This is a genomic window from Streptomyces sp. NPDC012794 (assembly GCF_042901085.1).
Classification (GTDB): Bacteria; Actinomycetota; Actinomycetes; order Streptomycetales; family Streptomycetaceae; genus Streptomyces.
Map to the genome: position 1 here is coordinate 407831 of NZ_JBIBCI010000003.1, position 13238 is coordinate 421068.

The 13238-nt window shown below is 74.6% G+C and carries 7 protein-coding genes; 1 reads left to right on the top strand and 6 read right to left on the bottom strand.

Annotation, left to right across the window (positions count from 1 at the left end):
- The first annotated feature begins 277 nt into the window (after positions 1-277).
- Positions 278-541, top strand: a complete 264-nt coding sequence (locus ACFY7H_RS07960; protein ID WP_388934696.1) for a chorismate mutase — start codon at positions 278-280, stop codon at positions 539-541.
- 283 nt (positions 542-824) lie between these two features.
- On the opposite strand, the gene ACFY7H_RS07965 is transcribed toward ACFY7H_RS07960, so the two are convergent.
- From ACFY7H_RS07965 to ACFY7H_RS07990, 6 genes are all read right to left on the bottom strand, one after another.
- Positions 825-2438, bottom strand: coding sequence for a hypothetical protein (locus tag ACFY7H_RS07965; RefSeq protein WP_388934699.1), 1614 nt, complete (start codon positions 2436-2438; stop codon positions 825-827).
- Positions 2439-2619: 181 nt separating this feature from the next.
- Complete coding sequence (locus ACFY7H_RS07970; RefSeq protein WP_388934702.1) at positions 2620-4398, bottom strand: GMC oxidoreductase; 1779 nt, start codon at positions 4396-4398, stop codon at positions 2620-2622.
- Positions 4399-4408: 10 nt separating this feature from the next.
- Positions 4409-6040 carry a succinic semialdehyde dehydrogenase gene (locus tag ACFY7H_RS07975; protein ID WP_388934705.1) on the bottom strand — a complete coding sequence of 544 codons (1632 nt, stop codon included), beginning with the start codon at positions 6038-6040 and terminating at the stop codon, positions 4409-4411.
- 103 nt (positions 6041-6143) lie between these two features.
- Positions 6144-7766 carry a serine/threonine-protein kinase gene (locus tag ACFY7H_RS07980; protein ID WP_388934708.1) on the bottom strand — a complete coding sequence of 541 codons (1623 nt, stop codon included), beginning with the start codon at positions 7764-7766 and terminating at the stop codon, positions 6144-6146.
- A gap of 114 nt (positions 7767-7880) precedes the next feature.
- Entirely contained in the window at positions 7881-10481 is a 2601-nt protein-coding gene (locus tag ACFY7H_RS07985) for a protein kinase (protein ID WP_388934711.1), read from the bottom strand.
- A 60-nt stretch (positions 10482-10541) separates the two neighbouring features.
- Positions 10542-13055, bottom strand: coding sequence for a protein kinase (locus ACFY7H_RS07990; protein WP_388934714.1), 2514 nt, complete (start codon positions 13053-13055; stop codon positions 10542-10544).
- Between the last annotated feature and the right edge of the window lie 183 nt (positions 13056-13238).

Sequence of the window (13238 nt, forward strand, 5' to 3'; positions counted from 1 at the left end):
TTTGTCGATTCTAACGGGGGGCGGCACCTCCCCTTCGTCTCACCATCCGAACCCGGTTGGCCGGGAGCGGGGCCCGCGGTCATAATCCGTACCGTGCGCAAGCAGCTGAGCTTCCTCTTTACCTATGGCACCGGCCGGTCCGGTCGCCATGGGTCCGTGTGATGCTCGCTTGAGCCGCTGACTTCCCAGAGCGCCCCGGTCCGACAGGACCGGGGCGCTCCGCGTTTCCGCTCCTGCCGGGCCACCGCCCACCACCCACCACAGGAGAGATGACGCCATGACCACGATCACCACCACCCCCGAGCAGCTGATCGCCGGCTCCCGCGAGCGCATCGACGCCCTCGACGACCGGATCATCGGGCTGATCCAGGAGCGGATGGCCGTCTCGACCGTGATCCAGGAGGCCCGGATCGGGGCGGGCGGGCGGCGGGTGCACCTCTCGCGCGAGATGGAGGTGCTCTCCCATTGGAGCGACGCCCTCGGCAAGCCGGGGACGGCTCTCGCGATGACCCTGCTGGAGCTGTGCCGGGGCCGCGTCTGACCGAGCGGGCGCCCGCTCGTCACCCGTCCGGGCCGTGACCGGGCCCGGGGGTCTTCGTTGGGGAGGTTGTCCGTGCCAGCCAGGCGCGGGACGCAGCACCACGCGTGGCTCCACGGGAGCGATGAGGCGCGACGCCCGACGGCGCGCGTCGTGGGACCTCGCTCCCTCGTGTGACCGGACGGCAGGGGACAGCGGTCCGGTCACCCATGTGAACGGCCGGCCCGGGGGACGCCCCTGGCCGGCCGTTCGTCTTTCCGTCTTCTACGTGCCGCCTTCTAAGCGGTCACGCGTGCGCGCCGCCTCCGTCGCGGCGGCGGAACGACAGGTACAGCGCGGCGCCGACCGCGACCAGCCCTGCGCCAGCGACGCCGACCAGGCCCGCCGTGCTGCCGGTCGAGGCCAGCGGGCCGCCGCTGCGGCCGGCGGCGGCCGAGGCGCCGGCGCCCGTGGTGGAGCCGGTGGTGGAGCCCGGGGTGGCCGAGGCGCTCGCGGAGGTGCTCGCCGAGGGGCTGCCGGAGGTGGAGGGGCTCGGCGACTTCGTCGGGGTGACCGTCGGGTTGGCCGTGAAGGGGGCCTGGTTGTTGGCCAGCACCGGGTCGAAGGCGTGCTTCGCGGGCTCGCCCTTCTCGCCGAGGCGGCCGACGGTGATGGCGCCCTTGGCGTCCTTGACGGCCTTCTCGATCTTCAGCTCGAAGGGGAACGCCAGCTTCTCGTTCTCCAGCACGGACGTCCCGGTGGCGCAGCGGTACTGCGCCGGCTGCACGGCGCGGCAGGCCGCCGGAGCCGTGAGGACCTTGACGCCCTCGGGGAGGAGCACGTCGACCACGGCCGCGGGGCCGGTGCCGGTGACCCAGGCGGGGCCGTGGTTGCGTGCGGCGACGACGGCCTTGACCTTGCTGCCGGCGGCGCCCTTGACGGTGAGGGGCTCGGCCGCGAAGTCGGCCTGGTTGGGCACGGTGAGGGTGAGGACGCGCTTGTTGTCGGCCGGGTTCAGGTCGGGACCGTACGGGGACACGGCGGCGGGCGCGGCCTTCTTGCGGGCGACGAGCTTGCGGCCCGAGGCGGTGGTGCCGTTGGCGACGGGGCCCTTGGCGTCGGTGTCCGTCGCCTGCTTGGGGGTGCCCGCCGGGTAGATGCCGTAGCCGAAACGCTCGTTGAGGGCGTGCGGACCGGCCTTCAGGTGCAGCGGGCTGTCGCCGGCCAGTTCGTAGGCGGCCTTGGCCTCGAACTCCCCCTCGACGGTGCAGACGGCGGTGGTCGAGGTGCGGGTGGTGCGGTAGGTGCAGTTGTCGTACCGCTCCGGGAACTCCAGGCCGTGGCTGGCCTCCAGTTCCAGGACCACCCCCTTCGCCGGCTGAGTGCCCTCGTTGCTGAAGACCAGGGGCAGGGCCTGGCTCTCGCCCGGCTTCGGCTCCGTCTTGAGGTCCAGCTTCCGCATGACCAGGTCGGGCCCGCCCACCGAAACGGTGGTCGAGGCGGGGGTGACGGTGGCCCCGGCGGCCGTGCCGGTCACCGTGAGCTCGCCCGAGGCGCCGTCCTTGGCGTCCTTGACGGCGACGGCCTCCAGGTCCACGCCGGCGTGGGGGCCCGTGTCCTTGCAGACGAGGGTGGTGCCCTTGTCCTCGCACTTCTTGCTCCCCGCCGCCTCTTTCACGGAGGCGACGCCGGCGAGCTTGGTCAGGTCGAAGGTGAGGGTGGACGCGCCGCCGAAGGTGTCGGCGTCGAGCAGTTTGTAGTGCAGGGTCACCGGCTGCGGGGAGCCCGGCCGCAGGGCGAGGGCGGCCGGACCGGACAGGCGGAAGACGGGGTCCGCGGTTTCGGCGGCCATCGCGGCGGGGGTGGTCAGCCCCACGGCCACCAGGCCGCACGCGGCCAGCAGGGAGATGCGCTGTCTCATGCCACCCTTGACCCCCGGACCGCCGCCGCGGTTGCGCACTCGGGGGTGTGACCGACACCACAGACCACCGCAAAGGATTCCGGTACAACCTTTTTCGGAGACCGCCAGTCCACTCATGTACCGCGGTGAGTACCGCGCTCGGAGGGGGAGCGCGGTACTCACCGTTGTCAGTCCCCCGGTGTCAGCGCCCGGGTTCCGGGTGCCGCGGCGGGACTTCGGGGACCGCGAGGAAGGGCAGCCGCAGCGCGCCGAAAGCCTCCTTGGGCACGGCCGGACGGATCGGTTCCACCGCCTCCAGCCGCTCGTACGCCGCCCCCTGCGCGGGCCGCCGGTCCGCCTCGCCCTTGTTCGGCCAGTACGACATCGCCCGCTCCGCCTGCGCCGTGATGGTCAGGGACGGGTTGACCCCGAGGTTGGCGGAGACCGCCGAACCGTCGACCACCGAGATGCCCGGGTGCCCGTACAGCCGGTGGTACGGGTCCACGACGCCCTCCTCCGCCGAGGCGCCGATCGGGCAGCCGCCGAGGAAGTGCGCGGTCAGCGGGGTGCCCATCAGCTCGCCGATGTTGCTGCCCGGGAAGCCGTTGATCTCCTCGGCCAGCAGGGTCGCCGCCCGGGTGGCCTCCGCGATCTGCACCGGGTTGGGCGCCCCGTGGCCCTGGCGGGCGGTCAGCAGGCCCTTCCCCGGGCCACCGGGCCTGCGGTAGGTGGTCAGCGAGTTGTCCAGGGACTGCATGACCAGGCCGATGATGGTCCGCTCCGACCAGCGCCGGTTCGACAGGGAGCGCAGCAGCTGCACCGGGTGCGCGGCGGTGCGGGCGAACCAGGCCCGTACCCGGTGCCGGGCGTGCGGCACCTGGAGGATGGTCAGGAACCCCATGGCGTTGGAGCCCTTGCCGTAGCGGACGGGCTCGATGTGGGTGTCGGCGTCGGGGTGCACGGACGAGGTGATGGCCACCCCCCGGGTGAAGTCCGCCCGGGCACCGCCGTGACGCCTGCCGTAGCGGCGGTCGTCGGTCTGGGCCCCGACCAGGCCCTCGGAGTTGGTCCGGGTCAGGTCGCCGAGCCGGTCGGAGATCCGGGGCAGCTCGCCGAGGTCCTTCATGGTGTGCAGCAGGGTCTGGGTGCCGTACGTGCCCGCCGCGACCACCACGTACCGGGCGCGCAGCACCCGGGCGGGGCCGGTGCGGCGCCGGTCGGTGGGGACGGTGCGGACCCGGTAGCCGCCGTCGGGGTGCTCGGCGAGCGCGGTGACGGTGGTCATGGGGTGGATGACGGCGCCGGCCCGCTCGGCCAGGTACAGGTAGTTCTCGTTGAGGGTGTTCTTCGCGCCGTGCCGGCAGCCCGTCATGCACTCGCCGCACTCGGTGCAGGCCTTGCGGGCGGGTCCGGCGCCGCCGAAGTACGGGTCCGCGACCTCCTGGCCGGGGCGGACCTTCGGCTGCCCGCCGGCGTCCTCGCCGTCGCCGAAGAAGACGCCGACCGGTGCCATGTGGAAGGAGTCCCCGACGCCCATCTTCTCCGCGACGGCCTTCAGGTGGACGTCGGAGGGGGTGAGCGTCGGGTTGAGGCGTACGCCGAGCATCCGCTTGGCCTGCTCGTAGTACGGGGCGAGTTCCGTCCGCCAGTCGGTGATGGAGGCCCACTGCCGGTCCTCGAAGAAGGCGGCGGGCGGCACGTACAGGGTGTTGGCGTAGTTGAGCGAGCCGCCGCCGACCCCGGCGCCCGCGAGCACCATCACGTTCCCGAGGAGGTGGATGCGCTGGATCCCGTACAACCCGAGGGCGGGGGCCCACAGGTAGTTGCGCAGGTCCCAGCTGTTGCGGGGCAGCCCTTCGCGGGTGAAGCGGCGTCCTGCCTCCAGGACGCCGACCCGGTAGCCCTTCTCGGTGAGGCGCAGCGCCGAGACGGAACCGCCGAAGCCCGATCCGATGACGATGACGTCGTAGTCGTACGGCACGGGTGCCCCCTTAGCGCAGTCGGAGAGCCTTGAGGACCTTGAGGCTGCTGGTCATGAAGCGGGCGTACTGCTCGTCGTCCATACCGAGCGAGGGCGCCATGGGGAGCAGCCGCTGGTGGGCGACGGTCTGCGCCTCGGTGTACTTGAGGATGCCCTCGGAGCCGTGGCGGCGGCCGAGGCCGGATTCCTTCATGCCGCCCATGGGGGCCTGGGCGCTGCCGTAGGCGGGGGCGTAGCCGTCGTTGATGTTGACGGTGCCGGTGCGCAGCCGGGCGGCGACCGCGTGGCCCCGGCGGGCGTCCTTGGTCCAGACGCTGGCGTTGAGCCCGTAGGGGGTGGCGTTGGCCTGGGCGATGGCCTCGTCCTCGTCGGTGAAGCGGTAGACCGAGACGACCGGGCCGAAGGTCTCCTCGGCGCAGACCGCCATGGGTGCCTCGACCCCGTCGAGGATGGTGGGCTCGTAGAAGAGCGGTCCGATGTCGGGGCGGGCCACGCCGCCGGCGACGAGGGTGGCGCCCTTGGCGACGGCCTCGTCCACGTGCCGCCGCACCGTCTCCAGCTGGCGTTCGCCGACGAGCGAGCCCATGTCGGCGCCGTAGGCGAGGGAGTTGCCGAGCCGCATCGCCTTGGTGCGGGCGGCGAAGCGCTCGACGAAGGTGTCGGCTATGGAGGCGTGGACGTAGAGCCGTTCTATGGAGATGCAGAGCTGGCCGGCGGAGGAGAAGCAGGCGCGGACGGCGCCGGCGGCGGCCTTCTCCACGTCGGCGTCGTGCAGGACGAGCATGGCGTTCTTGCCGCCGAGTTCGAGGGAGACGCCGACCAGGCGGGCGGCCGCGCCCTGCGCGACCTCGCGGCCGGTGCGGGTGGAGCCGGTGAAGGAGACGTAGTCGGCGTGCCGGACCACCTCGGGGCCGACGACGGGGCCCTCGCCGAGGACGACCTGGAAGACCTCGGCGGGCAGTCCGGCCTCGATGAGCAGGTCACGGGCCCACAGGGCGGTGAGCGCGGTCTCGGTGTCGGGCTTCATGACGACGGCGTTGCCCGAGACGAAGGCGGGCAGGGCGTCGCCGACGGACAGTTCGAGGGGGTAGTTCCAGGGGGCGATCTGGCCGACGACGCCGCGCGGCTGGCGGAGCTCGGTGACCTTGGTGAGGGTGGGCATGGCGCCGGTGTGGCCCTTGGGGCGCAGGTACGAGGGCGCCTTGCGGCCGTAGTGGCGGGCGGCGACGGCGACGGCCTGGACCTCCTCGTGGGCGTGCAGGCGGGCCTTGCCGGTCTCCAGCTGGATGAGGTCGAGGACCTCGGCCTGGCGGGCCAGGACCAGGTCGTGGAAGCGCAGCAGTACGGCGGCCCGCCGGCGCACGGGGACCTCGGCCCAGGCGGGCTGGGCGGCGCGGGCCTTCGCGAAGGCGGTGGCCACGTCCTCGGGGGTGGCCTCGGGCAGGTCCGCCAGCACGGCTCCGGTGAAGGGGGTGTGGTTGGCGGTACGGCCGGAGCCGATCACTCCGCGGGTGAGCCGGGTGACCAGGTCGGGGGTCACCACGTCGGCGGCGGTGCGGGCGCCTGCCGGGGCCGGGGCGACCGGGTTGGTGGGCTGCGGTGCGGGGCGGAGGGGGGCGGCGGGGGCCTGCGAGTCCGTCATGGCGGTGAGCGTATTGCGCGGGCGGACCTTTGGGTACCCGTGGGTAACCGGATTTTGCCAAATCTGCCAGTGATCGCTGGCAGGATGGCCGGGGGCGGTCGGCTCAGCTCCCCTTCGAGGACGGCTCCCAGCCGCTGAGCACGACGTCGAACTGCTGGCGGGTGGTCGCCCAGTCGGATGTGGGGCCCGACATGTAGATCGCGTACTCGGTGCCGTTCGGGGCGACGTACATCTGCTCGATGGCCCGGCGCGGTCCGGCGTGCACGCCCTTCTCCGTCCACGTGAAGTCCCACAGCACGGCGTCGGTGCTGTCCCGGAAGGTGTTCGGGTTGAGCTTCTGCCGCTTGTAGTCCATCCGCTTCTGCACCTGCTTCTCCAGGTCCAGCACGTGCGCGTACGGGTCCTTGTAGTCCGGGGTGGGGTCCGCCGCGATCCGGATGAAGTGCTTGCCGTTGTCCGCGGTGTAGTCGATCTGGTTCCCGTCCGTCTGGCGCGTCCAGCCCTGCGGCACGAACAGCGTGAAGCCCAACGGGTCCACGACCTCGTTCCACCCGGCCGGCGGCCCGGCCGGGTCCTTGTGGCCGGCCTGCCCGCCGGTGGCGCTCGTGCCCTTGTCCGAGCCGCCGCCCCGGCCCGCGTCCCCGTCGTCGCCGGTGTACTTCAGCAGGCCGAAGACGGCACCGCCGCCGAGCAGCGCCGCCACCAGGGCCACGACGGCCACCCGCCGCAGCCGGCCCGGCGGACGCCCGCCGGAGGCCTCGGGCCGCTCGGGCAGGGCGGTGGTGGCGCCCTGGGCGGGGGCGGGCTCGGGCGCCGGGGGCAGGTCCGCCCGGGCGGAGGCCCGCTCCTCGTCGCTCACCGCGCGCGTGGGCACGTACGCCTGGGCGGCCTTGGGTTCGCGGCCCTCCATCGCCTCCAGCAGCATCCGCTCGGCCTCCGCGGCCGAGGGGCGCTCGGCGGGGTCCTTGCGCAGCAGCGCGGTGATGACCGGGCCCAGGGGGCCGGCCTGGCGCGGCACGGGCGGCTCGTCGTTCACCACGGCCTGGAGGCTGGAGATCGGCGAGGTGCGGCGGAAGGGCGAGCGGGCCTCGACGGCCGTGTAGAGGGTGGCGCCCAGCGACCACAGGTCGGAGGACGGGTCGGGGGCGCCGCCGGTGACCCGCTCCGGGGCCAGGTAGTCGATGGAGCCGACGAGTTCACCCGTACGTGTGATCGAGGAGTCGCCCTCGATCGCGGCGATCCCGAAGTCGGTCAGCAGCACCCGGCCGTCCTTGGCCAGCAGCACGTTGCCCGGCTTCACGTCCCGGTGCAGCACGCCGACCGCGTGCGCCGCGCGCAGCGCGCCCAGCACGTGCAGGCCGATCCGGGCCGCCTCGCGGGGCTCGATCCGGCCGGCGGCCTTGGCGGCCTCCGCGAGGGAGGGACCGTCGATGTGCTCCATGACGATCCACGGCCGGTCGTCGTGCTCCAGCACGTCATGGACGGTGACGACCGCCGGATGCTGGATCCGGGCCGCCGCCCGCGCCTCCTTCTGCGTACGGGCGTGCAGGACCTCCCGGTCGGCCTGGGCGACGTACAGCCCCGCCGTCAGTTCCTTGACCGCGACCGTTCTGTGCAGCAGCTCGTCATGCGCGCGCCACACCTTCCCCATGCCGCCGCTGCCGATGGGCTCCACGAGCCGGTACCGGCCAGCGAGCACCGCACCCGCGCCTGTCTGCTGTTCCACGAATTCCCGCCGCTCTGTGCACTCCACGCCAGATTACGGAGCCTGCGGGCGCTGCCGGAACCGGGCGGGGCCCGTAAGGCAGCACTGTGACGCAATCGCCGTACTGATCGTCCGTCAGCCGCCGGCTTTGTAACTCGCCGTTGCCTTCTCGAAGACGTCGGTGACCTTGTCCTGGTTGTCCTCCGGACCCGTGACCATGACGACGTGATAGGAGCCGCCGAGCGCCACGACGAAATTACGGGCGAAAAGGGACCGGCCCGCCGCGTCGATCCAGGTGTAGCGGCCCGTGACCCGCAACTGCTGCCCCACCTTGGTGGACTTGACGTCCCCGCCGGAGGCCCAGGTGGAGTTGCGGTACGGGGCCAGCTCGGGCTCCTTGTCCTTCTGGTAGCCCAGCGGATCCGGACCGCCGCCCTCGACGCGGTCCCGGCCCGGTACGACGATCAGGGTGAACTGGCCCTGGGTGTAGCGCACCTGCCCGGCCTCGTTGAGGGACTGGCGCTCCCAGCCGTTGGGCACGGCGATGCTGAAGTGCGCCGGGTCCTGCTGGACGGTGTAGCCCTCCGGCGCGGGCGCGTCGCCCTGCGGGGCGGGCTTGGACTCCGGGGTGCCGCTCGGGGTGCCGCCCGACGGCCGCGCGGGCCCGGACGCGGGGTCCGGGCGGGGGCTCGGCGGCGCCGGGGAGGCCGTCGCCGGGCTCTGGGCGGCGGTCGGCTGCTGCCCGGAGTCCGCCGCGCGCGGCATGAAGAGCATCGCGTACGCCACCCCGCCCGCGAGCAGGGCCAGGACGCCGACCAGCAGGAACCGGCCGAGGGAGCGGGGTCCGCGGGGGGCGGCGGCGTTGCGGTGGCGGCCGTGCAGATCGCCGCGGCGGCGTACGACGGGCAGCCGGGCGGGGTCCGGCTCTGGCATCGGGAGTCCGGCGAAGCCCCCGTCGGGCTCCGGGGCGGAGCGCACCAGCGAGCGCAGCCAGCCGCGCAGCTCCTCGAAGTCGGGCCGCTCGGTGGGGTCCTGGCGCAGCAGCGACTCCACGACGGGGCGCAGCGGGCCGCAGTCCTCGGCGAAGGCGGGCGGCTCGGCGCAGACCATCTCGACGAGCTCCGCGACGCTGTCCTCGGGGTACGGGGCGTGCCCCTGGACGGCGCGGTACAGCAGGGCCCCGAGGGCCCAGAGGTCGGTGGCGGGGCCGATGGGCGCGGCCAGCTGCCAGTTGCCCTGGACGGGGCCGGCGGCCTGCTCGGGAGCCCAGCGCTCGGTGAGGGGGCCGACGACGGCCATCCGGGTCTGGCGGGCCCGCTCGGCGTCGAGGCCGGTGCGGGGGCCGCCCCAGGCCCCGCCGGCTTCGCGGGGACGGGGCGCGGGGGCTGCGGGAGCCTCGGCGGCCGCGGCCGCGGGCGCGCGGGGCGGGCGCGGGGCCGGGGGGCGCGGCGGCTCCGGCGGGGCGGGGGCCTCGGCCTGGCGGAAGCCCTGCGGGAGGGCGAGCTGGGCGGGCAGCGCGGGCCGGACCGGCTCGGCGGACGACTCGGCGTACGGCTCGGCGGGGGGCGCGGACGCGGGCTCCGGCGCGGGTGCGGGCGACGGCTCGGGCTGCGGTTCCGGCTCGGGCTGCGGCTCGGCCGGGCGGCGCGGGCCCACCCCGTGCCAGGGGGTGGCGGCGGCGGTGCCGGGCCCCCCGTACGGGTACGCGTACTCCTGGGGCAGGTTGGCCCCGGTCGGCGGCAGCACCGGCACGACCACGGGGCCGCGCTGGCCGCGCTGCCGCGCCACTTCGGCGGTCGCGGCCCGGGTTCCGGCCCGGTACGCGGCGACGGTCCCGGCGCGGGCGGCGGCCTCGGCGGCGGCCCGGTCCTGCGCGGGCGGGGCGGGCGGCGCGGGCGGGGCCGCCCGCCCGGCCCGCTGCGGCGGCGCGGAACCGGCCGGCTCCGGGGTGATGTGGTCCGTGTAGCGCGGGCCGGTGTCGTAGCCGGGCGCCACCAGCGGCGCGTACCGGGGCCCCTCCTCGCGGGTACCGGGCGGCGCGGGCTCCGGGGGCGGCGCCGGCCGCGCGGGCGGCGCCTGCCCCGGGAACGGCGGCGGGGTGCCCCAGGCGGGATCGGCGTCCGCGCCCGGCTCACCGGTGTCCGGCGGCGGGACCGGGTCGTACCCGCACAGGGCGTCCTCGGCGGCGCCGGCCGCCAGACCCGTCAGGACGACCCGTCCGTCCTCGCATATCAACACGGTCCGCGCGGTGATGTTGCGGTGCGTCCAGCCGTGCGCGTGCAGCACGCGCAGCGCGGTCAGCACGTCGGAGGCCACCTCCGCCGCCCGGTACGGGCTCAGCGGTTCGTCGGCGATCAGCGCGGCCAGCGGCCTGGCGGGGACGAGTTCGCTCACTATCCACAGCGAGCCGTCCTCCGCGAACACGTCGAAGACCTGGTCGAGGCGGGGATGGTCGGGAACGGAGGCGGCCGCCTGCGCGGCGGCGATCGCCCGCCGGACGGCGGGCGGTTCCCCGGCGGCCACGGCCCGCGCGCTGGTTCCGTCGAGCAGCTCCGCGTCCACCACCTCGGGCAGCGGCACCTGCCGTACGAGGACTTCCTGCCCGCTGCGCGTGTCGAAGGCCCGGGTCTCCATCGGCTCGTACTCGTCGGACGGCGGAATCGGCAGACGGTAGCGGTCGGACAGGATCCGGCCGGCGTAGTCCTCCACATCGCCTCCCCCGAGTGCGGTCCCCATGGCCCCCGTCGGACACGATACGTCGCCGGGGCCGCCCGCGTCCCGGGCTTGGAGAGCCCGTCAGCCCAACTGCTGGAAGGTCTCGAACGCGGTGTTGCGCAGCTGCGTGCATTCGGGGCCGTCCCACTGGTCGGCCGCGCAGCTGATCATGATGGCGTAACCGTGCGTGGAGTCCGTCTTGAAGCCGCGGTCGAGCACGCGGACCCGTACGCCCTGCTGCTCCCGCTCGAACTCCCAGTCGGCGACGGTCGGGTAGCCCCGGTAGTCCACCGTGTCCAGGCGGATCTGGCGGTACCCCTTGCTGCTGCCCGCCACGGCCGGGGCGAGCTTGGCCCAGGCGAGGCGGGCATCGTTGCCCGGGCTGTTGGTGTAGTCGACCTGGATCCGGGGGAAGCCGCCGTCGCGGCTGTATATCGCACCGGAGTCGGCACCCGCGGTGTCGGTCTGGCGGAAGCCCTCGGGCATCGCCATCGAGAAGTGGTACCGCAGGTCCGTCACGGTGGCGAAACCGGCCGGGAGTCCGGCGGCGGGGCCGCCGGGGCTGGCCCCCTGGCCCTGGCCCTGGTTCTGCCCCTGTCCCTGGCCTTGGCCCTGCCCCTGGCCCTGGTCGGCGCTGCCGCTGGGGGCGGGCGTGCCGGGCGTGCCGCTCGGGTTCGCGCTCGGCGAGGAACCGGCCGAGGCCGGGGCGTTGCCGACGGAGCCCCCGGGCGAGGCGCTGCCCGTCACGGCCGGGCCGGGGCCACCCTTGCCCTCGTCCGTGCGGCCGTCGTTGTCGTCCCCGTTGACCATGTACGCGATGAGCGAGCCGACCACCGCGAGGACCACGACCACCCCGGCGATGGCCAGCACGATGGTGCGGCGCGACATCACGTCGGTGAGCGGGGCCACGGTCTGCGCGGGCCGGGCCGGCGGGGCCGCGGCGGCGGCGGCCGCCTCGGCGGCGGCCTTGCGGGTCGCCTTCAGCGCGGCGCGGGTCCGCTCGCGCTGCTCGCGCTCACGGCGTTCGCGTTCCTTCTTCGCCGCCTTCTCGGCGGCCGCGTCGGCCTTGGTGAGGGAGATCGGGCGGGTCTCCTCGACCGGCGGGACCGGCTGCGGGTCCGGCGGGACGGCCACGGGCTCGGGGGCGTTGACCACGGCGGTGAGCATCGCCCGCGCCTGGTCGTCACCGAGGCGACGGGCCGGGTCCTTGACGAGCAGCCCGTAGATGACCTCGGTCAGCGGGCCGGCGTTCCGCGGCGGGTCCACGGGCTCGGTCATCACGGCGGTCAGGGTGGCGAGCGCGTTGCCCTTGTCGTACGGGGGCACGCCCTCGACAGCCGCGTACAGCAGGCCGCCGAGCGACCACATGTCGGCGGGCGGGCCGGGCTTACTGCCGCGGGCGCGCTCCGGGGAGATGTACGAAGGGGCGCCGACGAGCATGCCGGTGGAGGTGATGGACGGGTCGCCCTCCACCTGCGCGATGCCGAAGTCGGTGAGCACGACGCGGCCGGAGGCGGCGATGAGCACGTTGGACGGCTTCACGTCGCGGTGCAGGATCCCCTGCCGGTGCGCGGCGCGGAGCACGTCGAGCACGGCGAGGCCGACCTCGGCCGCGCGGCGCGGGGTCAGCGGGCCGTTCTCGCGGACGAACTCGGCGAGCGAGGAGCCCTCGATGAGCTCCATGACGATCCAGGGCCGGGCGTCCTCGTCGACCACGTCGAAGACGGTGACGGCGCCTTCGCTGCGGATGCGCGCGATGGCCTTGGCCTCGCGGAGGGTCCGGGTGATGAGGCGGCGCTTCTCGTCCTCGTCGACGCCGTTGCCGAAGCGCAGTTCCTTGACGGCGACGGTCCGGCCGAGGACCTCGTCCTCGGCGCGCCACACGGTGCCCATGCCGCCCTTGCCGAGTACGGCGCCCAGCCGGTACCGCCCGGCCAGCAACCGCCCTTGGCGCCGGGCGTCTTCGGCCGTCTCGCCGGCGTCGCCCTCGTCGGCGTCCGCCTCCGCGGCTGCGGCCTTCGCGGGAACGGCCTTGGCCGCGGCCGCCTTGGCGGGCGCGGCACCGGACCCGGCGTCCTCCGCCTTCGCGGCGCCGGCCTGCGGCTTCGCCGCCGGCTTCACGGCGCCGGGACCGCCCTTGCCCGCGAGCCCGGGCTTCGCGTCCTCCGGCTTGGCGTCCGCGGGCGCGGGACCCTCAGGCTTCTTCGCGTCCGCAGGCTTCGCGTCCCCGGGCTTCATGTCCTGGGGCTTCTTCGCGTCGTCGGGCTTCGTGTCCCGAGGCTTCTTCGCGTCCCCGGACTTCGCGTCCTCAGGCGTCGCGTCCTCGGGCTTCTTCGCGTCGGCGGGCGTGGATTCCGCTTCCGCGCCCCCACCCGTCGCGCCGTCAGAATCCAACTCCGCCGCGGACCCGGGCCCGCTCGTGGTCGCGCCGGACCGCGGCCGGGGCACGGCGGCCGGTTCGGCCGTCGCGGGACCGGCGTCCTCGGTGTGCCCGGGTTCCTCGGGGTGCTTGTCCGCCGGAGCAGCCGCGGCCCCGCCATCCAGCTTCGCCGTAGGCGCCCCGGCGGACGACTCGGTGTGCTCCGGCTTCGACATGCGTCCCCTCTGCGATCGTGCAGCCTGCCCCGGCTGCATCGGCAGCCGCCGGGGGGCACGGTAATGCACCCCGGCGGAAACCTCATTGTTGCTCACTCCGCATCCGACGGGAGCCCCGGGTCCGGCGGTTCCCTTCGCCGCCCAACTACAGGATGCCCCGGCTTCCGGGCCGGAAAGACGTCC

Bases quoted from the DNA above. Each gene is read 5' to 3' on its own strand.
- ACFY7H_RS07960 (WP_388934696.1), top strand. From the start codon at position 278: ATGACCACGATCACCACCACCCCCGAGCAGCTGATCGCCGGCTCCCGC.
- ACFY7H_RS07965 (WP_388934699.1), bottom strand. From the start codon at position 2,438: ATGAGACAGCGCATCTCCCTGCTGGCCGCGTGCGGCCTGGTGGCCGTG.
- ACFY7H_RS07975 (WP_388934705.1), bottom strand. From the start codon at position 6,040: ATGACGGACTCGCAGGCCCCCGCCGCCCCCCTCCGCCCCGCACCGCAG.
- ACFY7H_RS07985 (WP_388934711.1), bottom strand. From the start codon at position 10,481: ATGGGGACCGCACTCGGGGGAGGCGATGTGGAGGACTACGCCGGCCGG.
- ACFY7H_RS07990 (WP_388934714.1), bottom strand. From the start codon at position 13,055: ATGTCGAAGCCGGAGCACACCGAGTCGTCCGCCGGGGCGCCTACGGCG.